The organism is Luteimonas sp. MC1895 (assembly GCF_016457215.1).
In the GTDB taxonomy this organism is placed as follows: Bacteria; Pseudomonadota; Gammaproteobacteria; order Xanthomonadales; family Xanthomonadaceae; genus Luteimonas.
Window position 1 is genome coordinate 552,194 of record NZ_JAEMDY010000001.1, and the last position, 19,470, is coordinate 571,663.

Consider the following 19,470-nt stretch of genomic DNA (forward strand, 5'->3'; position numbering starts at 1 on the left):
GGCGGGTCGTGCTCACGGCGTCGCCTCCACGTAGCGCAGCGCCGAGATCAGGTCGCTGGGCAGCAGGCCGCGGGAGCCGCCACCGCCGGCGGCCCGATCGCCGGCCACCGCGTGCTGCAGCGCGCCCGCCACCGCCGCATCGGCCGCCGCCAGGCCCTGCGCACGGAGCGCGGCGATCACGCCGGTCAGCGCGTCGCCCATGCCGCCGACGGCCATGCCGGGATTGCCGGCGTCGATGATCCACGCGATTTCGCCGGGCGCGGCAACCACGGTGCCCGCGCCCTTCAGGACCGCCACGCAGCCGAAGCGGGTACACAGCGCATGCGCGGCGGCGAGGCGGTCGTGCTGGACCTCCGCGACCGACTTGCCGAGCAGGCGCGCGGCCTCGCCCGGATGCGGGGTGAGCACGGTGTCCGCTGGCAGGCTGCGCGGGCTGGCCGCCAGCAGGTTGAGCGCGTCGGCGTCCACGACCAGGGCGTGCGCGCCGTTGAGCGCCGCGCGCAGCATGCCGACGGCCCACGCGTCACGCCCGAGTCCGGGACCGATGGCGCAGACGTCGGCGCTGGCCGACAGCCGCACCAGGTCTTCCGGCTCCTCGATGGCATGCGCCATCGCTTCCGGGGTCCGCGCCAGCAATGGCGCCACGTGGGCGGCGCGGGTGGCGACGCTGACCAGGCCGGCGCCGGCGCGCAGTGCCGCTTCGGCCGCCAGCAGCGCCGCGCCGCCCATGCCGTGGTTGCCACCGGCCACCAGCACGTGGCCGGCACGGCCCTTGTGTGCAGTGCGCTCGCGTACCGGCAACAGGGCCTGCAGCGCCCCGGCTTGCAGGCGCCAGGCGGCCGGGGTGACGCCGTCGAAGCTGCCCTCGGGGAGGTCGAGCGCCGCCATGTCCAGCGCCCCGACATGGTCGAGCGCGGGGCCGGTCGACAGTCCGGCGTGGTTGGCGATGAACTGCAGCGTGCGCGTCGCGCGCAGCGCGGTGCCCGGCACCCCGCCACCGCCGGCTGAAACACCGGTGGGGACGTCGAGCGCCAGCACGTCGGTGCCGGAGCCTGCGATCGCGGCCACCAGCGCGTCGATGCCGGCATCCGTGCGCCCGTCGAAGCCGATGCCGAACAGCGCATCGACCACCAGGTCCGCTTCCGGCAGCGCGTCCGGCGCGGCGAGCGCCATGCCGCCGGCCTCCACGAACGCCGCGCAGGCGCGTCGTGCCAGCGCGCTGCGCGGCGCATGGCCGGCGGGATGCAGGGCCGTGACGTCGCGACCGGCCTGCAGCGCATGCAGCGCGAGGACATAGCCGTCTCCGCCGTTGTTGCCGGGGCCGCAGGCCACGACGATGCGCCGCGCCTGCGGCCAGTGCCCGAGCAGGCAGCGCCAGGCCGCCGCGCCGGCGCGTAGCATCAGCTCGTCGCCGTCGCCATCCAGCAGCGCGATCGCCTGCGCCTCCACCCGGCGGACCCCGGCGATGTCGTACAGCGGCGTGGCGGCGTCGGCGCGGGAGGCGTACATGCGCGGATTCTATACTTCAGGCATGTACCCGCCCTCCGACGATGCCGGTGTCGCGCCCCCGGGCGCGCTGCGCACGGTGACTCCCGACCCCGCCGCGCTGGCCGCGCGGATCCGCGAGCTGGTGAGGGAGGCCGGCTTCCAGCGCTGCGGCATCACCGGGATCGACCTGGGCGACGACGAAGGACACCTGCGCGCGTGGCTGGCGCGCGGCTTCCACGGTTCGATGGACTGGATGGCGCGGCACGGCGACAAGCGCTCGCGGCCGCAGGAGCTCGTGCCCGGCACCATCAGCGTGCTCTCGGTGGGACTCGACTACGGGCGGCGCGACGACGTCGAAGCCTGGGAGACGCTGGCCGACGGCGAGCGCGCCTACGTCGCCCGCTATGCACTCGGACGCGACTACCACAAGCTCATGCGCAACCGCCTGCAGAAGCTGGCCGAGCGGATCGCCGGCGAAATCGGGCCATTCGGCCACCGCGTCTTCGTCGACTCGGCGCCGGTGCTCGAACGCGCGCTGGCGCGCAACGCGGGGCTGGGCTGGATCGGCAAGCACACCTGCCTGATCGACCGCGACGGTGGCTCCTGGTTCTTCCTCGGCGAGATCTACCTCGACGTCCCCCTGCCGCCCGACCCGCCCGCGACCGCGCATTGCGGCAGCTGCCGGCGCTGCATCGAGGTCTGCCCCACGCAGGCCATCCTCGGGCCGAACGTGCTGGATGCGCGCCGCTGCATCAGCTACCTCACCATCGAGCACGAGGGCGCGATCGACGAGGCGCTGCGGCCGTTGATGGGCAACCGCATCTTCGGCTGCGACGACTGCCAGCTGGCCTGCCCCTGGAACAAGTTCGCGCGGCGCAGCGACGAGCCGGACTTCCGCGCGCGCAACGATCTCGACACCGCGAGCCTCGCCGACCTGTTCGCCTGGGAGGAAGACGAGTTCCTGCGCCGCACCGAGGGCACCGCGCTGCGCCGCAGCGGCCACGCACGCTGGCTGCGCAACATCGCCGTGGCGCTGGGCAACGCGCCGACCACGCCCGATGTCATCGCCGCGCTGGAGACGCGCCGCGACCATCCGGATCCGGTGATCCGCGAACACGTCGGGTGGGCGCTGTCGCGCCACCGGGGCCGCTGATCGCGACGACCAGATCGGGATCACTCGATCGCGACCACTCGATCGCGGCCAGCTGATCGGAACCGCTCGATCGCGACCACCTGCCCGGGACCACCTGTAGGAGCGGCTACAGCCGCGATGGCGCAGAAGCTGCGGCCAGCGTGATCGCGGCTGTAGCCGCTCCTACAGGGCGATGCCGGCCGCGCGTCAGCTCCGTGCGCGGATCTCGGCGATCAGCGTGCGGGTCACCGCGTCGCCGGCTTCGGCTTCCCCGCGCACGGCCGGCAGCAGTTCGCCCGCGATGCGCTTGCCGAGCTCCACGCCCCACTGGTCGAAGGCATTGATGCCCCAGAGCACCGACTGGGCGTAGACGCTGTGCTCGTACATCGCCAGCAAGGCGCCCAGCGAATGCGGCGTCAGCGCGTCGAGCAGGAACAGGGTCGAGGGACGGTTGCCGGGATAGGCCTTCTGCGGATCCTCGGCGGCATGGCCATTGCCGAGCGCTTCCGCCTGGGCCAGCAGGTTGGCCAGCAGCGCCTCGTGGTTGCCGCGGTGGCCGTGCGCCGGGCGCACCACGCCGATGAAGTCGGCGGGCACCACGTCGCTGCCCTGGTGCAGGGCCTGGAAGAAGCTGTGCTGGGCGCCGGTGCCGGCGCCGCCCCAGACCACCGGAACGGTCGCCACGCCGGGGACGCGGCCGTCGCTGCGCACCGATTTCCCCAGGCTCTCCATCACCAGCTGCTGCAGGTAGTCCGGCAGGCGCGCCAGGCGCTGGTCGTAGGGCAGCACCGCCTGCGTCGGCAGGTCCAGCGCATTGCGGTTCCACACCGCCACCAGCGCGTGCAGGATCGGCAGGTTGGCTTCCAGCGGCGCTTCGACGGCGTGCGCATCCATCTCCGCCGCGCCGGCCAGCAGCGCCTCGAAGCCCTCCATGCCGATCGCCAGCGCGATCGCGAAGCCCACCGTCGACCACAGCGAATAGCGCCCGCCAACCCAGTCCCACATCGGCAGCACGCGCGCGGAATCGACGCCGAAGGCTTCGGCCGCCGCCACGTTGGCACTGACCGCGTACAGCCGCTCGCCGCCGCCCAGCCAGTCGCGCACCAGCGCGCCGTTGAGCAGCGTCTCCTGGGTGCCGAAGCTCTTGGACACCAGGATCGCCGCGGTGCGTGCAGGATCCAGCCCGCGCAGCGCGTGCTGCACCTCGCTGCCGTCGACGTTGCTGACGAAGTGCAGGCGGAAGCGGCCGTCGTTGAAGTCCTTGAGCGCGTCGACCGCCAGCCGCGGACCCAGGTCGGAGCCACCGATGCCGATATTGATGATGTCGGTGACGCCGGACGCGCGCAGCCCGTCGACCAGGGACGCCATGCGTTCGCGCGCGGCCAGCGCTTCAGCGTGCGCGGCGCGTGCCACCTCGCCTTGGCCAATGTCCGAACGCAGCGCCGTATGCAACGCCGGACGCCCCTCGGACGCGTTGACCTCGGCACCGTCGACCAGCGCGCGCATCGCCAGCGACAGGCGCACGTGCCCGGCGAGTTCGCCCAGGGTGGCGAGCGTGGCGGCGTCCAGGCGCTGGCGCGCGAAGTTCGCATACACCGGGCCCACGCGCAGCGACATCGCGCCAGCGCGCGACGGGTCGGCGGCGACGAGATCGGGGATGCGTGCGCCGGCGAGGCGTTCGGCGTGGTCGAGGAACTGCCGGACCAGCGCTTCCCCGGCCATGCCTCAGGCGGCCTGTGCCGGGATGGCGTCGTTGGTGTGGGTCATCCGGTTCTGGCGGTCGACGTAGACCAGGCTGGGCTTGAACTTCGCCGCCTCGGCTTCGTCGCAGGCGCCGTAGGCGCAGATGATCACGAGGTCGCCTGGTTCGGCCTGGTGCGCGGCGGCGCCGTTGACCGAGATGATCCCGCTGCCGGCTTCGCCGCGGATGGCGTAGGTCGCGAAACGCTTGCCGTTGTTGATGTTGTAGATCTCGATGCGCTCGTACTCGCGGATGCCCGACAGGTCGAGCAGGCGGCCGTCGATCGCGCAGGAGCCTTCGTAGTGCAGCTCGGCGTGGGTGACGGTGGCGCGGTGGATCTTGGCTTTGAGGAGTGTCAGGAGCATCGTGGGGGACCGCTGGCTGCCGGCGCTCCGGCGTCAGGCGCGGATTCTACCGGAAGGCGCACGCCGCCCCGGCGACGCGAGGCGCAGTGTACGGCCATGCCCTTGGCCGCGATTCAGCCGCGTCCAGCACGCGTCCCCTGTAGGAGCGGCTATAGCCGCGATGCCCGGACGCTGCGGCCAAAGCGATCGCGGCTATAGCCGCTCCTACAGGTCGAGTGGCCGGACGCGGCGGCCAAAGCGGTCGCGGCTGTAGCCGCTCCTACAGATTCACGGGCCGGACGCGCCGGCCACCGCGATCGCGGCTGTAGCCGCTCCTACAGGTTGGGGTGCGCGCTGAATTCGAGGTTGTCGATCAGGCGCGTGCGGCCAAGGCGTGCTGCCACAAGCGCCACACGCTGGCCGTCGTCGCCCGGCGCGGGCGCGTCCGGCGGCTCCACCAGCAGCGGCGTGCGCAGCACCGCGTAGTCGACGGCGAAGCCGGCCTGCTGCAGTCGCGCGGTGGCGTCGGCTTCGGCCTGGCGCCAGCCCTGCCCGGCCTGCAGCGCGTCGCGCATCGCCAGCAGGGCGCGGTGGATCTCCGGTGCCTGCGCGCGCTCGTCCGCCGACAGGTACTGGTTGCGCGAGCTGCGCGCCAGGCCGTCGGCCTCGCGGACGATGTCGGCGCCCAGCAGCTCGATCGGGAAGGCAAGGTCGCGGACCATGTGCCGGATCACCGCCAGCTGCTGGTAGTCCTTGCGCCCGAACACCGCGACATCGGGCCGCACCTGGTTGAACAGGCGCGCGACCACCGTGCACACGCCGTCGAAATGCCCGGGGCGGTGCGCGCCGTCGAGCACGCCGGTGATGCCCGGCACCTGCACCCGGACCGCGCGCGCCGTGCCCAGCGGATACATCGCGTCCAACGACGGCATCCAGGCCAGGTCGCAGCCGGCGGCCGCGAGGCCGGCGACGTCGTCCTCCGGCGTGCGCGGGTACTGCTCGTAATCCTCGCCGGGACCGAACTGCGTGGGATTGACGAAGACGCTCGCGACCACGCGGTCGGCATGCGCGCGCGCCAGCCGCACCAGGCTGTAGTGGCCGTCATGCAGGTTGCCCATGGTCGGCACGAAGCCGATGCGCAGGCCCTCGCGCTTCCAGTCGTCGATGCGCGCGCGCAGTTCGTCCGGCTTGCGCACCACCGCGATCGCCCCGCTCATGCGTAGGAATGCGCGGCGTCGGGGAAGCTGCCGTCGCGCACCGCGGCCACGAAGGCACGCGCCGCGCCGGCGACCGAGCCGCCCTCGGCGAGGAAATCCCTGACGAACTTCGGCCGCCGGTGGCCGGAGTCGAGTCCGAGCATGTCGTGCATCACCAGCACCTGGCCGTCGCAGCCGGCACCGGCGCCGATGCCGATGGTCGGCACCGCGCTGTCGCGGGTGATCGTGGCCGCCAACGGCGCCGGCACGCCTTCGAGCACGATCAGCGTCGCGCCGGCTTCGGCCACCGCGCGCGCCTCGTCGCGCAGGCGCGCGGCCGCGGCGTCCTCGCGTCCCTGCACCTTGAAGCCGCCGAAACGCAGCACCGACTGCGGCGTCAGGCCAAGGTGCGCGCAGACCGGGATCTCGCGCTCGACCAGGAAACGGATCACCTCGAGCTTCGGACCCGCGCCTTCCAGCTTGACCATCTGCGCGCCGGCCTGCAGGAAGCGGGTCGAGGCGTCGAGCGCGCGCGCGGGCGTCGCGTCGGCCTGGAACGGCAGGTCCGCCACCAGCAGCGCGTGGGTCAGTCCGCGGGCAACGCAGGCGGTGTGGTAGGCGATGTCGTCGACCGTCACCGGCAGCGTCGACGTGCGCCCCTGGACCACCATGCCGAGCGAATCGCCGACCAGGATCAGCTCGACACCGGCGGCATCGAACACCCGCGCGAAGCCGGCGTCGTAGGCGGTCAGCATCGACAGCCGGTGCCCCGCGGCGCGCGCGGCGGCCAGCCCGGGTACGGTCATCGGGCGGCGGACGTCGTGTCCCTGCTCGCTGGTCTTGCTCATGGCGTCATGCATCCGGGGGTGTGGGCTGGGCACGCCATGTTACGCCCGCCATCTTTCGCCCGCGCCCCTGCACCGATCCCGCTCAGGCCGGAACGATGCCACCCGTATCGATGCCTTCGAGCAGGGCGGAAACCCGACCGAGACCCGGCACCTCAAGGTCGGACGCGACCTCGGCCAGCGGCACCAGCACGAATGCACGCCGGTGCAGCTGCGGGTGCGGCACCACCAGGCCCGGTGCGTCGATGACGGCATCGCCGTACAGCAGCAGGTCGAGGTCGAGGGTCCGTGGGCCCCAGCGGCTGCCGTCGCCCGCGCGTTCGCGTCCGTGTGCCCGTTCGATCCCGAGCAGCGCGTCGAGCAGGTCGCGGGGCGCCAGCGCGGTGTCGACCAGCGCCGCGGCATTGATGAAGTCCGGCTGCGCCTCCACGCCCCAGGCCGCCGTGCGGTAGAAACGCGAGGCCGCCAGCAGGCGCGTGCCGGGCAGCGCGTCGAGCGCGGCCAGCGCCGTCCGCAGCGCCGCCGCCACGTCACCGATGTTGCCGCCGAGGCCGATGCAGGCCCGGAGCGGCGCGCTCATCCCGCGGAAGCGGTCGTCGGGCGGCGCCGGCGCCGGCGCGGCGTCCGCGCGGCGTCATCGTCGTCGCCGGCAGGTGTGTGCGCGATCGCCATGTCGGGATCGAGCTGGGCCTCGCGCCAGAACGCGATGTCGTCGGCGTGCTCGTCCGATCCCGCCTGCCGCACCTGCAGGAAGTCGAAAGCGGCGCGGAAGCGCGGATGGGCAAGCATGCGCATCACCCGCTTGCGCTGGCGCAGGCCGAATCGCGACTGCAGCAGCCAGATCTCCTGCATCGGCACCGAGAAGCGGCGCGGCAACGCGACCGCCTGCAGCTCGTGCACGGTGACCCGGTCGGCGGCGCGGCGCTGGGCATCGGCGGGTGGCACGTCCTGCGCCTGCAGCGTCATCAACGTGCGGCAATAGGCCGGCCACAGCAGCAGGGCGAACAGGAACGCCGGCGACACCGGCTCGTCGCTGGCCACCCGTGCATCGGTGCCGCGCAGGCCTTCGAGCACCACGGCGCGCAGCGCGCCGCTGCGGTTGGCCTTCATCGCCGCGGCCGCTTCCGGCAGCAGCGCCGGCAGCAGGCCGTGGCGCTCGAGACCCTCGAAGCTGGCCGCGGCGTGGCCGGACAGGAACATCTTCAAGCACTCCTCGAACAGCCGCGCGGGCGCGGCTTCCGACAGCAGGGGCGCCAGCGCGCGGATCGGCGCCGCGGTCGCCGGATCGATGTCGAAGTCGAGCTTCGCCGCCAGGCGCACCGCGCGCAGCATGCGCACCGGGTCCTCGCGGTAGCGGGTCTCCGGATCGCCGATCAGCTTCAGCACGCGGTTCTGCACGTCCTCGAAGCCGCCGACATAGTCGCGGACCGAGAAGTCCTCGATGGTGTAGTACAGGGCGTTGGCGGTGAAGTCGCGGCGCACCGCGTCGTCCTCGACCGTTCCGTACACGTTGTCGCGCAGCAGGCGGCCACCCTCGTGTGTCTCGCGGTCGCCGCTGCCGTCGTCGACGTTGGCGCGGAAGGTCGCGACCTCGATGATCTCGCGGCCGAAGACCACGTGCGCCAGGCGGAAGCGCCGGCCGATCAGCCGGCAGTTGCGGAACAGCGCCCGGACCTCTTCCGGCGTGGCGCCGGTGGCGATGTCGAAATCCTTGGGATGGCCACCGGCCAGCAGGTCGCGGACGGCGCCGCCGACCAGGTAGGCCTCGTGCCCGCCTTCACGCAGGCGGTACAGCACCCGGAGCGCGTTGGGGCTGATGTCCTTGCGGGAAATGGTGTGCTGTTCGCGCGGGATCGCCCGCAGGACCGGTGCGTGGGATGAAGTGTCGTTGGGCATCTGCGAAAAAGTACCTGCTCGGGTTGCCCAGCGGCAGCCTGTCGTTGCTATACTAGCAAGCTCGCAGGGCCTGCATGGCTTTTGCGGGCCGGTCGTCCAGCCGGCGCCGCGCTTCCGGGAGTCCCCCGGGCAGCACGGCACGCTCCACTGCTCCCTTCGTCTAGAGGCCCAGGACGTGGCCCTCTCAAGGCTAAAACACGGGTTCGAATCCCGTAGGGAGCGCCATATCCCCAGGGCCCGCGCCGGCGACGTCGCGGGCCCTGTCCGTTCCGGTCACTGACTCCGGTCCCTGATGCCGATTCGCCACCACGACCGCGCGGATCATCCGCATCGTCGGCGCTACACTATGCGCGCCCCGCACAACCCGCGCAGCGAGCCCAGCGAACCATGCCCTTTGTCGTCACCGAGAACTGCATCAAGTGCAAGTACACCGACTGCGTCGAGGTGTGCCCGGTGGACTGCTTCCATGAAGGGCCGAACTTCCTGGTCATCGATCCCGACGAGTGCATCGACTGCACCCTGTGCGAGCCCGAGTGCCCGATCAACGCGATCTATGCCGAGGACGACGTGCCCGCCGGACAGGAAGGCTTCGTCGCCCTGAACGCCGAGCTGTCCAAGGAGTGGCCGGTGATCACCACCCGCCAGGAGCCGCTGCCCGGCGCCGAGGACTGGGACGGGAAGCCCGGCAAGCTGCCGCTGCTGGAGCGCTGAGACGCCGTCAGCTCCGGGCCGGCCGGACATGCAAAAGGCGCGGCCAGGGCCGCGCCTTTCGCGTTCCAGGGGAGCCGGATTACTGCGCCAGCGCCGCGCGCAGCGCCTCGATCACCCGCACCGCGTGCTCGCCGGTCGCCGCGACGCCGCGCGGGTCGACCGCCGAGACGTAGCTGCCGGAGTCGGTCTGGCTGACGCGCACCAGGAACTTGCTGTCGCCGGCGTCGACGTCGTAGGTGCCCAGCAGCTGGGCCTTGCTGACCACGGTCACGCCTTCGATGCCGGCCAGGATCGGCTCGATGCGACCGAAGGTCTCGTCGCGCGACGCGGACACGGTGAAGCCGTTGGACGCCTGCGGGGTCGCGGCGGCCGCGGTCATCCCCGAGCGGGTCACGCTGGTGGTGCCGGTGGCGGGCACGGCCATCGCCGAGCTGGTGTCCGGACGGTCGAGGTCAGGCGGCACTTCCAGCGGGCGGTCCTGCGGGGCGGCGGCGTAAACCGCGGTGTCCTTGCGGAACCAGCTGCAGCCGGCGGTGGCGACCAGGGTCGCGGCGATGGCCACGGCAAGCGCCGGGCGGAACATGGAACGGGAAGGCTGCATGGCTGTCTCCTGCTGGATCGGTCAGGCCGCGAGTGCGTCGCGGCAGGTCTGTTCGAGTGCCGCGATGCCGCCGGCGATGCGGTCGGCAGTGCCCGCGTGCTGCGCCGACAGGGGCAGCAGCGGCAGGCGGATGCCGTCGACGTGGCCGAAGCCGAGCCGCGCCAGCAGCGCCTTCACTGGAATGGGATTGGATTCTACGCCGCAGAACTCCACGAGCGCGCTGATCGCCGCGGCGTGGGCCGCGCAGCCATCGACGTCGCCACCACGCGCCAGGTCGCACAGGCGGCGGAACGCGGCCGGTGCGGCGTTCGAGGCCACCGAGACCAGGCCGTCCGCGCCGGCGAGCATCGCGCGCCCGGCGGTGGCGTCGTCTCCGCCGAGGATCGCGAAGCCCGGGCCCGCCAGCTCCAGCAGTGCCTGCATCCGCGCCTCGTCGGCCACCGCCTCCTTGATGCCGATGATGGCGTCGTGGTTGGCCAGCGCGGCAACCGTGCCGGGCTGCATGTCGCAGCCGGTGCGCGGCGGCACGTTGTAGAGGATCACCGGCAGCGCACCGTCGTCCGCAACCGCCCGGTAATGCGCCAGCAGCCCGGCCTGGGTCGGACGCACATAGGGCGGCGTGACCACCAGGGCGGCGTCGGCGCCGCAGGCGGCGGCCAGGCGCGTGCGCTCGATGGTGTGAGCGGTTCCCGACTGCCCGGTGCCGGCGGCCACGGGCACGCGCCCGGCCACCCGCCCGACCGCGGCACGCAGCAGCGTTTCGTATTCGCGCGGCGTGAGCGCGGCGGCCTCGCCGGTGGAACCGGCCACGACCAGCGCCTGGGTACCGCCCGCGAGCTGCGCGTCGACCAGGCGCAGCCAGGCGTCGATGTCGAGGTCGCCGGCGGCCGTGAACGGCGTCGCCAGCGCGGTGATGCTGCCGGAAAGATGCAAGCTGGACCTGCGTTGGGAAGCCGTGCGGGGGTGCCGCGCGACGGGCGCACGGCTGCCGTGATCTTACTTGCGGCTTCGAAGCACGGGCAAGTATGCTGGCCGCAGCCTCAGGGCGGCGACAGCGCCCGCGTCCAGGGCCGCACGGCAGCCGGCAACCGGCGCCCCCACCGCACTCCGTGGACTCCGCTTTGACCGACACCGATACATCCCGGCCCGCGCCGACCGAGAACCACCTCCTCATCAACGCCTACACGACGCACCCGCGCTCGCCCCTGCTGGCGGTGTCGCGGCGCATCGCCGACAGCGGCTGCAACCTGGTGGATACGCGGCTGTCGACCGTGGGCCGCGACGTCTCGGTGACGGCGCTGGCCACCGGTTCCTGGGACGCGGTGGCCAAGCTCGAGGCGATGCTGACCCGGCTCGAGCGCGAGGAAGGCCTGAAGCTGGTCTGGTACCGCACCGGTCCGAAGCCGATCCAGTCCAACCTGCTGCCCTACATCGTCGAGGTCGTGGCGTCCGACAAGCCCGGCATCCTCTACCAGCTGGCCGACTTCTTCGATCGCCAGGGCATCACCATCGAGAGCCTGCACTGCTCGCGCTACCGCGCCATGCAGACCGGCGCCGACATGTTCTCGGCCCAGGTCACCATCGGCGTGCCGGCGGACATGCACATCGCCGCGCTGCGCGACGATTTCCTCGAGTTCTGCGACCACCTCAATCTCGACGCGATCATGGACCCGATGAAGTTCTGACCGCAGGCGAAGGGACGAATGAACGAAGGCGACACGCTCGACCGCACCACCCTCGCGCTTCCGCTGCAGCTGTCCGGCGGCGCGACCGCGACGCTTGCCGACCACGCCGGCCGCTGGCTGGTCCTCTACTTCTATCCCAAGGACTCCACGCCCGGCTGCACCACCGAGGGCCTGGACTTCAACGCGCTGCTGCCGGAGTTCGAAGCGCTCGACGCCGGCGTGCTGGGCGTGTCGCGCGACTCGGTGAAGTCGCACGACAACTTCTGCGCGAAGCAGGGCTTCGCGTTCCCGCTGGTGAGCGATGCGGACGAGGCGCTGTGCCGCGCGTTCGACGTGATCCGCGAGAAGAACATGTACGGCCGCAAGGTGCTGGGCATCGAACGCAGCACCTTCCTGATCGACCCCGAGGGACGCATCGCGCGCGCATGGCGCAAGGTGCGCGTTCCGGGCCACGTCGACGCCGTGCTCGAGGCGCTGAAGGAAGCCCGCACCCGGTGATCCACCGCCCTGCCCGCGCGCAGCGCCGCCCCGCCCCGCGGGCCGCGGCGGCCTTCGCGTGGGACACACACGCTCCAGCGCCACCCTTCGCCACGCACACCCGCACGGACTGAGGCCTTGATGAACCACGGCAAGCGGATCTACGTACTCGACACCAACGTGCTGATGCACGACCCCACCGCGCTGTTCAAGTTCGAGGAGCACGACGTCTACCTGCCGATGCAGGTGATCGAGGAGCTGGACAACGGCAAGAAGGGGACTTCGGAGGCCAGCCGCAACGCGCGCCAGGTCAGCCGCTTCATCAACGAGCTGATCGAGGCCCACGGCGCCGACCGGATCGCCTCGGGCCTGAAGCTTGAACGACCCGGCGGGCTGCAGCTGCGCGGGGCGGGCTCGAGTGGCCTGCTGCGCTTCCAGACCACCGTGCCGAAGGAGGACAAGACCTCGTTCGGCGCGGTGGCCCCGGACAACCGCATCCTCGGCGCGATCCTCGCGCTGCGCGCGGACGACGGCGCCGACCTGCCGGTGGTGTTCGTCTCCAAGGACATCAACCTGCGCATCAAGGCCGCGATCGCCGGAATCGCCAGCGAGGACTACGAGAACGATCGCGCGCTCGACGATTTCAGCCTCCTGTACACCGGCGCCACCGCGCTGCCCGAAGACTTCTGGCAGCGCCACGGCAAGGACCTCCGGTCCTGGACCGACAAGGGCCGCACGTACTACGAGGTGCGCCGCGGCGAGGACGACGACTGGCATCCCAACCAGTACCTCTACCTGCCCGGCGACGAGGAAGCCGAATTCCGCGTGGCCGCCGTCGAGGGCGAGCGCGCGGTGCTGCAGATCGTCGACGACTACCGCAGCCACCAGCATGCGGTCTGGGGCATCGTCGCCCGCAACCGCGAGCAGAACTTCGCGCTCAACGCGCTGATGGATCCCGAGATCGACTTCGTCACCCTGCTCGGCACCGCCGGCACCGGCAAGACCCTGCTGGCGCTGGCCGCGGGCCTGGCGCAGACCATGGACGCGCAGCGCTACCGCGAGATCATCATGACCCGCGCGACGATCAGCGTCGGCGAGGACATCGGCTTCCTGCCCGGCACCGAGGAGGAAAAGATGACGCCCTGGATGGGCGCGCTGACCGACAACCTCGAAGTGCTGCTGCCGAGCAGCAACAAGGATGGCGGCAGCTGGGGCCGGGCGGCCACCAACGACCTGCTGGCCTCGCGCATCAAGATCCGTTCGATGAACTTCATGCGCGGGCGCACCCTGCTCGACCGCTGGCTGATCCTCGACGAGGCGCAGAACCTGACGCCCAAGCAGATGAAGACGCTGATCACGCGCGCCGGTCCGGGCACCAAGATCGTCTGCCTCGGCAACGTCGAACAGATCGACACGCCCTACCTCACCGAGACCACCTCGGGCCTCACCTACGCCGTCGACCGCTTCAAGCACTGGGCGCACAGCGCGCACATCACCCTGCGCCGCGGTGAACGCTCGCGGCTGGCCGACTACGCGTCGGAGGTGCTCTGACCGGCGGCCCCGGGGGCAGCGACCTTCCGGGAGCCTGCCTCCGTCGGAGCTTGCCTCGTAGCAGCTTGCCTCTGTAGGAGCGGCTACAGCCGCGATCGGCCCCGCGTCGAATCGCGGCTGTAGCCGCTCCTACAGAAGACGATGGCGCCGTCTGCTAGCTGGGGGCGTCCTCGTCCGCGGCGCGCAGGCCTTCGACGTAGCGCAGTGCCTCCGCCAGGTCGGTGAAATAGCTTCCGGGGATATCCCGGCTGACGACGTCCGCGCGCACCAGCTTGCGCAGCACCGCCATGTTCGCGCCGTTGAGCAGCACGTGCACACCGCGTGCGCGCAGGTTACTAATGGTGGATTCCAGGCGCTTCAGCCCGGTCGCATCGATGAACGGCACCCGCTCCAGGCGCAACGCCACGAAGCGCGGCGGCTGACGTGACCACGACAGGGCGCGCTCCAGCGAATCGACCGAGCCGAAGAAGAACGGCCCGTCGATGGAATACACCACCACGTCGGCGGGCAGCGCTTCCAGGCCCGCCTTCGCCAGCTCCGCGCGCAGCCCCGCCGGCGCCTGTTCCACCACGTCGACCGACGCGCTCATGCGGCGCATGAACTGCAGCATCGCCAGGATCACGCCGATGTTCACCGCCACCACCAGGTCGGTGAGGATGGTCAGCGCGAAGGTGATCAGCAGGATCACCGCGTCGGCCGTCGGCGCCCTGCGCACCATGCGGATGAAGCGCGGCGCCTCGCTCATGTTCCACGCCACCACGAACAGGATCGCCGCCAGCGCGGCCAGCGGCACCTTGCCTGCCCAGGGCGCGACCACCAGCAGGATCAGGACCAGCACCAGCGCATGCACGACGCCGGCGATCGGCGCGTTGCCACCGTTGCGGATGTTGGTGGCGGTGCGTGCGATCGCGCCGGTCGCGGCGATGCCGCCAAACAGCGGCGAGACGATGTTGGCGATGCCCTGTCCGATCAGCTCCTGGTTGGAGTCGTGCTTCGTACCCGCCATGCCGTCGGCGACCACCGCCGACAGCAGCGACTCGATCGCGCCCAGCATGGCGATGGTGAAGGCCGCGGGCAGCAGCAGCAGGACCACGTCGAAGCTGAGCGCGGGCACCGCGAATGCCGGCAGCGCGCGCGGGATCGCGCCGAAGGTCGACTCGATGGTGGCGACGCCGGGCAGGTCGAACGCCATGACCACCACGGTGGCCGCCACCATCGCCAGCAGGGGTCCGGGGACTTTCGACAGGCCCGGGATGCGCGGCCCGCCCAGCGCCAGCGCCAGGCTGCCCAGGCCGAGCAGCGCCGTCGGCACGTGCAGCTGCCCGAACGAGCCGAGCAGGCCCCAGGCCTTGAGGTAGAACGGACCCTCGCCCGGCGATGGCAGGCCGAAGAAGTACGGCCACTGCCCGACCCAGATGATCACGGCGATGCCGGCGGTGAAGCCGACGATCACCGGATCCGGGATGAACCGGATCACCCCGCCCAAGCGCGCCAGTCCCATCGCGACCAGGATCACGCCGGCCATCAGCGTGGCCGCCAGCAGGCCGCCGACGCCGAACTGCGCGACCACGCCGGCCAGGATCACGATGAAGGCGCCCGTCGGGCCGGCGATCTGCACCCGCGAGCCGCCGAACAGCGACACCGTGATGCCGGCGATGATCGCCGTGTACAGGCCCTGCTCCGGCTTCACACCCGACGCGATCGCGAAGGCCATCGCCAGCGGCAGCGCGACCACGCCGACGATCAGGCCGGCGGAGAGGTTGCGCGGCCAGTTCGCGGCGCGCAGGAGCCCAGCGCGCTTCGCTTCAAAGAGGGCGATCATCGATCCATGCTAACGCTCAGCGGCGCAGCCGTGCCCGGAGCGCGAGCAGCGGCCGCTCGAGCAGGTAGTAGCTCGCGGCCGCCGCCAGCAGCACCAGCAGCAGCCGCGGCACCAGCGCCGGCATTCCCTGCCAGGCTTCGGTATCCAGGAACAGCTGCTGCCAGAGATACAGCGAGTAGCTCATCGAACCGAGCACCATGGCCGCGCGGGAATTGAGCACGCGTCCGGACAGGCCGGACGGACGGGTCACTGTCCAGAGGACGGTGGTCGCGATGCCGAGGTTGACCAGGGTGGCGCCGAGCGGCAGGTGGAACGAGGGCCAGTCCATGAACCGCGCCGCGACCAGCGTCGCCAGCGGTGCCGCGACCCCGGTCCATGCCGGCAGCCACGCGCCCGCCCTGGCCAGCCCGACGCGGTCGACCAGCAGGGCCATCGCACAGCCGGTGGCCAGCGAGTCGCAGACGAACTGGAACTCCTCGTCCATGCCGTCGCGCGCCGCCGGGAACAGGATCCAGGACAGCGTGCGCACGACCGGGGCCAGCGCGAGCACCAGCAGGGTCACCGACAGCGCGCGTCTGCCGGAACGCACGAACACCAGTGGCCAGAGCAGGTAGAACTGCTCCTCGACCGCGAGCGACCACAGGTGGCCCAGCGCCCAGCCGCGGTCGTGGTGGTAGTTCATCGTGTAGGTCAGCGCGTGCAGCAGGTCGCCCGGCAGCAGTCGCACCTGCCCTGCCCAGGCCGCGAGTGCCACGACCGCGATGTAGGCATAGGCGGCGGGGAAGATCCGCACGGTCCGCCGGGCGTAGAACGCGCCCAGCGAGACCCGCCCGGTCCTGGCGCGCTCGCCGATGAGCAGGGTGGTGATCAGGAAACCCGAGAGCACGAAGAAGACGGTCACCCCCAGGTGGGCGATGTTCACCACCAGCAGTGACCTCGCCGCGCCGGGGAAACCGGGGAAGCGGGCCGCGTGTCCGACGATGACCATCAGGACCGCGATCGCGCGCAGGCCGTCCAGGCCCGGAAGGTGTCCCTGCATCGCGTGCCCTGCCCCCACCCGGACGAACCGCCCTCGGTCTCTGCTGCCCAACGCCAATCGCGCCGGCAACCGGCAACCGGCAACCGCGGCTCGGACAGTGGCGTGCGCCGGCATAATGGGGCCATGGCGAACCCCGGCACGATCTCCGCACTGACCATCGCCGGCTCGGACTCCGGCGGCGGCGCCGGCATCCAGGCCGACCTGAAGACCTTCGCCGCGCACGGCGTCCATGGGCTGTCGGCGATCACCGCCCTCACCGCCCAGCACACGCGCGGCGTGACCGCGGTGCACGTGCCCCCGGTCGGGTTCCTGCGCGCGCAGATCGACGCCTGCTTCGAGGACTTCGACATCGGCGCGGTGAAGCTCGGCATGCTGGCCTCGGCCGAGGTGATCCACGCCGTGGCCGATGCGCTTGCGACGCACCGTCCGTCGCAGCTGGTCGTCGACCCGGTCATGGTGGCCACCTCCGGCGCGCGCCTGCTGGAGGAGGACGCGCTGGCGGCGCTGCGGACCCGGCTGCTGCCCGGTTCCGGCATCGTGACCCCGAACATCCCGGAGGCGGAACTGCTGCTGGGCCGCTCCATCGTCGATGCCGCCGATGCCGAAGCCGCGCTCGACGCGCTGCTGGCGCTGGGTGCGCGCGCCGTCCTGCTCAAGGGCGGGCACCTGGACGAGGGCGACACCGTCATCGACCGCTACGCCGACGCCACCACGCGCCGCGCGTTCCGCGGACCGCGCCTGCAGGTGGACGGGCACGGAACAGGCTGCACCCTGGCCTCGGCGATCGCCGCCAACCTGTGCCTCGGCCTGGGGATGGCCGAAGCCTGCGCGCGCGGAGTGGACTACATCCGAAGCGCGCTGAGCGCCGGCGTCCGTCCCGGGCGCAGCGAGGTCCTGGTGCTGGGCCACTTCGCCGCGCGCCCCGACGCATGAGCGGTCCTGCAGGAGCGGCTACAGGCGCGATGGCCGGCGATCGCGGCTATAGCCGCTCCTACAGGGCTTCGGCGGCATCCAACCATGGGCGCGAGGTGGCGTCGCACGCACAGTCCACCATGGCCATCGAGGCCTCGGACGGCCACCGCTTCGAGCTCCTGACCCGCATTCCCGAGCGGCCGCGACGCAGCCTGCTCTGGCTCCCCGCCCTCGGGGTCGCCGCACGTCATTACCTGCCAGTGGCGGACGCGCTCGCGGCGCGCGGCGTCGCGGTGTTCCTGCACGAATGGCGCGGACACGGCAGCAGCAGCCTGCGTGCCGGCCGTGACTGCGACTGGGGCTACCGGGAGCTGCTCACCCTCGACCTGCCCGCCAGCGAGGCCGCGATCGCGGCGGCGACGCCCGGGCTGCCGCGGATCGCCGGTGGCCACAGCCTCGGCGGCCAGCTCGCCGCGTGCCGGCTGGGCCTGGACCCGGCCGCGTGCGACGCACTGTGGCTGGCGGGTTCCGGCGCGCCCTACTGGCGCGCGTTCCCGCGTCCGCAGCGGCTCGTGCTGCCGCTGGCGTATCGCGCCCTGCCCTGGCTGGCGGCGCGGGCCGGCAGCCTGCCAGGCCGGCGCATCGGCTTCGGCGGCAACGAGGCGCGCGGCGTGATGCACGACTGGGCCGGCACGGCGCTCAGCGGGCGCTACGCGACCGGGAGCCTGGGCGACCTCGAACCGCGCATGGCCACGGCGGCGGTGGAGCTGCGCACGGTGCTCTTCGCCCGTGACTGGCTCGCGCCCGCCACCTCGCTGCAGCACCTGGCGTCCAGGTTCCCGCGGGCGCGGATCGCCGGCACCGTCCTCGACGACGCCGCGCTGGGCGTGCGCGCCGACCATTTCGCCTGGATGAAGTCGCCAGTGCCCGTCGCGGCCTGGTTCCAGCCGCTCTAGCCGTCGGCGTAGCCGCGCGGATTGGCCGACTGCCAGCGCCAGGCGTCGCGGCACATGGCGTCGATGTCGTGCTCGGCGCTCCAGCCCAGCAGCTCGCGCGCCAGCGAAGCATCGGCATAGACCTCGGCGACGTCGCCCGGGCGGCGCGCGACGATGTCGCAGGGCACGCTGCGCCCCGAAGCGCGTTCGAAGGCCTGCACCAGCTCGAGCACGCTGGTGCCGCGCCCGGTGCCGAGGTTGATGTTGGCGCTGCGGCCCTCGCGGGCGAGGAAGTCGATCGCGTCGGCGTGCGCGCGCGCCAGGTCCATGACATGGATGTAGTCGCGCACGCCGGTGCCGTCCGCCGTCGGCCAGTCGCCGCCGAAGACCGCAAGCCGCTCGCGCTGGCCCACCGCGACCTGGCAGACATAGGGCATCAGGTTGTTGGGCACGCCGCCGGGGGCTTCGCCGATGAGGCCGGAGGGATGCGCGCCCACCGGGTTGAAGTAGCGCAGGTTCACCGCATGGAAGCCCGGGTCACTGTCGCAGAGGTCGCCGATCAGCTGCTCCATGACCAGCTTGGTGCGGCCATAGGGATTGGTGACGCGCAGCGGCGCGTCCTCGCGCACCGGGACCGAGTCCGGATCGCCGTAGACCGTGGCCGAGGAACTGAACACCAGGCGCCGCACGCCGTGCGCCTGCATGGCCTGCAGCAGGTGGATGGTGCCGGCGATGTTGTTGTCGAAATAGTCGAGCGGACGCTCGCAGGATTCGCCCACCGCCTTGAGCGCGGCGAAGTGGATCACCGCGTCGTAGCCGGCGCCGGCGAACAGCGCCGCGACCGCCTCGCGCTCGCGCAGGTCGACCTGCACGAGGTCCGGGCGGCTGCCGCAGATGGCCTCGAGCCGCTCGAGCACGCGGGGTGAACTGTTGCAGAAGTTGTCGGCGACCACGATCCGGTGGCCGCGCGCGGCGAGCACGGTGCAGGTGTGGCTGCCGATGTAGCCGGCACCGCCGGTGACCAGGATGCGCATCGGGTGTCCCAGGCTGTCCATTCGGGCCGGCAGGGTACGCCAAAGCGGGTGCGTCGCGGGC

Annotated in this window: 19 protein-coding genes and 1 tRNA gene; 8 read left to right on the plus strand and 12 right to left on the minus strand. The window is 71.9% G+C overall.

What is annotated here, in order from left to right; translation table 11 throughout:
- Positions 1 to 12 precede the first annotated feature (12 nt).
- Complete coding sequence (locus JG616_RS02445) at positions 13 to 1,509, minus strand: NAD(P)H-hydrate dehydratase (protein ID WP_199391567.1); 1,497 nt, start codon at positions 1,507 to 1,509, stop codon at positions 13 to 15.
- A gap of 22 nt (positions 1,510 to 1,531) precedes the next feature.
- On the opposite strand from JG616_RS02445, the gene queG reads away from it, so the two are divergent.
- Complete coding sequence (gene queG, locus JG616_RS02450) at positions 1,532 to 2,641, plus strand: tRNA epoxyqueuosine(34) reductase QueG (protein WP_199391941.1); 1,110 nt, start codon at positions 1,532 to 1,534, stop codon at positions 2,639 to 2,641.
- Between the two features lie 186 nt (positions 2,642 to 2,827).
- Here the strand turns inward: queG and pgi are convergent, their stop codons facing one another.
- The 6 genes from pgi to pcnB form a co-directional block, all read right to left on the minus strand.
- Positions 2,828 to 4,342, minus strand: a complete 1,515-nt coding sequence (pgi, locus tag JG616_RS02455; protein ID WP_199391568.1) for a glucose-6-phosphate isomerase — start codon at positions 4,340 to 4,342, stop codon at positions 2,828 to 2,830.
- A gap of 3 nt (positions 4,343 to 4,345) precedes the next feature.
- Entirely contained in the window at positions 4,346 to 4,726 is a 381-nt protein-coding gene (gene panD, locus JG616_RS02460; protein WP_199391569.1) for an aspartate 1-decarboxylase, read from the minus strand.
- A gap of 314 nt (positions 4,727 to 5,040) precedes the next feature.
- Entirely contained in the window at positions 5,041 to 5,922 is an 882-nt protein-coding gene (panC, locus tag JG616_RS02465; protein ID WP_199361503.1) for a pantoate--beta-alanine ligase, read from the minus strand.
- Positions 5,919 to 6,749 carry a 3-methyl-2-oxobutanoate hydroxymethyltransferase gene (panB, locus tag JG616_RS02470; RefSeq protein ID WP_199391570.1) on the minus strand — a complete coding sequence of 277 codons (831 nt, stop codon included), beginning with the start codon at positions 6,747 to 6,749 and terminating at the stop codon, positions 5,919 to 5,921. The genes panC and panB overlap by 4 nt, the downstream gene beginning before the upstream one ends.
- 82 nt (positions 6,750 to 6,831) lie before the next feature.
- A complete protein-coding gene (folK, locus tag JG616_RS02475) occupies positions 6,832 to 7,326 on the minus strand; it encodes a 2-amino-4-hydroxy-6-hydroxymethyldihydropteridine diphosphokinase (RefSeq protein WP_199391571.1) in 495 nt (164 codons plus the stop codon).
- Positions 7,323 to 8,642, minus strand: coding sequence for a polynucleotide adenylyltransferase PcnB (gene pcnB, locus JG616_RS02480; protein WP_199391572.1), 1,320 nt, complete (start codon positions 8,640 to 8,642; stop codon positions 7,323 to 7,325). Before pcnB ends, folK begins: the two co-directional genes overlap by 4 nt.
- Positions 8,643 to 8,791: 149 nt before the next feature.
- Here pcnB and JG616_RS02485 point away from each other — a divergent pair.
- Together JG616_RS02485 and fdxA are read left to right on the plus strand one after the other, a co-directional pair.
- Positions 8,792 to 8,867, plus strand: a tRNA-Glu gene (locus tag JG616_RS02485).
- Positions 8,868 to 9,029: 162 nt separating this feature from the next.
- Complete coding sequence (gene fdxA / locus JG616_RS02490; RefSeq protein ID WP_199361500.1) at positions 9,030 to 9,353, plus strand: ferredoxin FdxA; 324 nt, start codon at positions 9,030 to 9,032, stop codon at positions 9,351 to 9,353.
- Between the two features lie 79 nt (positions 9,354 to 9,432).
- On the opposite strand, the gene JG616_RS02495 is transcribed toward fdxA, so the two are convergent.
- Positions 9,433 to 9,954, minus strand: coding sequence for a hypothetical protein (locus JG616_RS02495; RefSeq protein ID WP_199361499.1), 522 nt, complete (start codon positions 9,952 to 9,954; stop codon positions 9,433 to 9,435).
- A 21-nt stretch (positions 9,955 to 9,975) separates the two neighbouring features.
- Positions 9,976 to 10,887 carry a 4-hydroxy-tetrahydrodipicolinate synthase gene (gene dapA, locus JG616_RS02500; RefSeq protein WP_199391573.1) on the minus strand — a complete coding sequence of 304 codons (912 nt, stop codon included), beginning with the start codon at positions 10,885 to 10,887 and terminating at the stop codon, positions 9,976 to 9,978.
- Between the two features lie 188 nt (positions 10,888 to 11,075).
- On the opposite strand from dapA, the gene JG616_RS02505 reads away from it, so the two are divergent.
- The 3 genes from JG616_RS02505 (at position 11,076) to JG616_RS02515 (ending at position 13,667) form a co-directional block, all read left to right on the plus strand.
- The gene (locus JG616_RS02505) at positions 11,076 to 11,639 is read left to right on the plus strand and encodes a glycine cleavage system protein R (protein WP_229822980.1); all 564 of its coding nucleotides are present in this window, start codon (positions 11,076 to 11,078) and stop codon (positions 11,637 to 11,639) included.
- Between the two features lie 18 nt (positions 11,640 to 11,657).
- Positions 11,658 to 12,137: a peroxiredoxin gene (locus tag JG616_RS02510; protein ID WP_199361497.1), complete on the plus strand. Its 480-nt coding sequence runs from the start codon at positions 11,658 to 11,660 to the stop codon at positions 12,135 to 12,137.
- A gap of 120 nt (positions 12,138 to 12,257) precedes the next feature.
- Positions 12,258 to 13,667, plus strand: a complete 1,410-nt coding sequence (locus JG616_RS02515) for a PhoH family protein (RefSeq protein ID WP_199361496.1) — start codon at positions 12,258 to 12,260, stop codon at positions 13,665 to 13,667.
- Between the two features lie 154 nt (positions 13,668 to 13,821).
- Here JG616_RS02515 and JG616_RS02520 read toward each other — a convergent pair whose 3' ends face one another.
- Both JG616_RS02520 and JG616_RS02525 read right to left on the minus strand, forming a co-directional pair.
- Positions 13,822 to 15,489 (minus strand): SulP family inorganic anion transporter, encoded by a 1,668-nt coding sequence (locus tag JG616_RS02520; RefSeq protein WP_199391574.1) that lies wholly within the window; start codon positions 15,487 to 15,489, stop codon positions 13,822 to 13,824.
- A gap of 16 nt (positions 15,490 to 15,505) precedes the next feature.
- A complete protein-coding gene (locus JG616_RS02525) occupies positions 15,506 to 16,528 on the minus strand; it encodes an acyltransferase (protein WP_199391575.1) in 1,023 nt (340 codons plus the stop codon).
- A gap of 123 nt (positions 16,529 to 16,651) precedes the next feature.
- On the opposite strand from JG616_RS02525, the gene thiD reads away from it, so the two are divergent.
- Together thiD and JG616_RS02535 are read left to right on the plus strand one after the other, a co-directional pair.
- Positions 16,652 to 17,461: a bifunctional hydroxymethylpyrimidine kinase/phosphomethylpyrimidine kinase gene (gene thiD / locus JG616_RS02530; RefSeq protein ID WP_199391576.1), complete on the plus strand. Its 810-nt coding sequence runs from the start codon at positions 16,652 to 16,654 to the stop codon at positions 17,459 to 17,461.
- A complete protein-coding gene (locus JG616_RS02535; RefSeq protein ID WP_235972849.1) occupies positions 17,458 to 18,396 on the plus strand; it encodes an alpha/beta fold hydrolase in 939 nt (312 codons plus the stop codon). The genes thiD and JG616_RS02535 overlap by 4 nt, the downstream gene beginning before the upstream one ends.
- Here the strand turns inward: JG616_RS02535 and galE are convergent.
- The gene (gene galE, locus JG616_RS02540) at positions 18,393 to 19,409 is read right to left on the minus strand and encodes a UDP-glucose 4-epimerase GalE (RefSeq protein WP_199361663.1); all 1,017 of its coding nucleotides are present in this window, start codon (positions 19,407 to 19,409) and stop codon (positions 18,393 to 18,395) included. The genes JG616_RS02535 and galE overlap by 4 nt on opposite strands.
- Positions 19,410 to 19,470 lie beyond the last annotated feature (61 nt).

What these genes read in the sequence shown, in the direction of transcription:
- folK (WP_199391571.1), bottom strand. Translation starts at nt 7,326, where the DNA reads ATGAGCGCGCCGCTCCGGGCCTGCATCGGCCTCGGCGGCAACATCGGT.
- JG616_RS02510 (WP_199361497.1), top strand. Translation starts at nt 11,658, where the DNA reads ATGAACGAAGGCGACACGCTCGACCGCACCACCCTCGCGCTTCCGCTG.
- pcnB (WP_199391572.1), bottom strand. Translation starts at nt 8,642, where the DNA reads ATGCCCAACGACACTTCATCCCACGCACCGGTCCTGCGGGCGATCCCG.
- pgi (WP_199391568.1), bottom strand. Translation starts at nt 4,342, where the DNA reads ATGGCCGGGGAAGCGCTGGTCCGGCAGTTCCTCGACCACGCCGAACGC.
- galE (WP_199361663.1), bottom strand. Translation starts at nt 19,409, where the DNA reads ATGCGCATCCTGGTCACCGGCGGTGCCGGCTACATCGGCAGCCACACC.
- panB (WP_199391570.1), bottom strand. Translation starts at nt 6,749, where the DNA reads ATGAGCAAGACCAGCGAGCAGGGACACGACGTCCGCCGCCCGATGACC.
- queG (WP_199391941.1), top strand. Translation starts at nt 1,532, where the DNA reads ATGTACCCGCCCTCCGACGATGCCGGTGTCGCGCCCCCGGGCGCGCTG.
- panD (WP_199391569.1), bottom strand. Translation starts at nt 4,726, where the DNA reads ATGCTCCTGACACTCCTCAAAGCCAAGATCCACCGCGCCACCGTCACC.
- JG616_RS02445 (WP_199391567.1), bottom strand. Translation starts at nt 1,509, where the DNA reads ATGTACGCCTCCCGCGCCGACGCCGCCACGCCGCTGTACGACATCGCC.
- JG616_RS02495 (WP_199361499.1), bottom strand. Translation starts at nt 9,954, where the DNA reads ATGCAGCCTTCCCGTTCCATGTTCCGCCCGGCGCTTGCCGTGGCCATC.
- JG616_RS02520 (WP_199391574.1), bottom strand. Translation starts at nt 15,489, where the DNA reads ATGATCGCCCTCTTTGAAGCGAAGCGCGCTGGGCTCCTGCGCGCCGCG.
- JG616_RS02515 (WP_199361496.1), top strand. Translation starts at nt 12,258, where the DNA reads ATGAACCACGGCAAGCGGATCTACGTACTCGACACCAACGTGCTGATG.
- fdxA (WP_199361500.1), top strand. Translation starts at nt 9,030, where the DNA reads ATGCCCTTTGTCGTCACCGAGAACTGCATCAAGTGCAAGTACACCGAC.
- JG616_RS02525 (WP_199391575.1), bottom strand. Translation starts at nt 16,528, where the DNA reads ATGCAGGGACACCTTCCGGGCCTGGACGGCCTGCGCGCGATCGCGGTC.
- JG616_RS02535 (WP_235972849.1), top strand. Translation starts at nt 17,458, where the DNA reads ATGAGCGGTCCTGCAGGAGCGGCTACAGGCGCGATGGCCGGCGATCGC.
- panC (WP_199361503.1), bottom strand. Translation starts at nt 5,922, where the DNA reads ATGAGCGGGGCGATCGCGGTGGTGCGCAAGCCGGACGAACTGCGCGCG.
- thiD (WP_199391576.1), top strand. Translation starts at nt 16,652, where the DNA reads ATGGCGAACCCCGGCACGATCTCCGCACTGACCATCGCCGGCTCGGAC.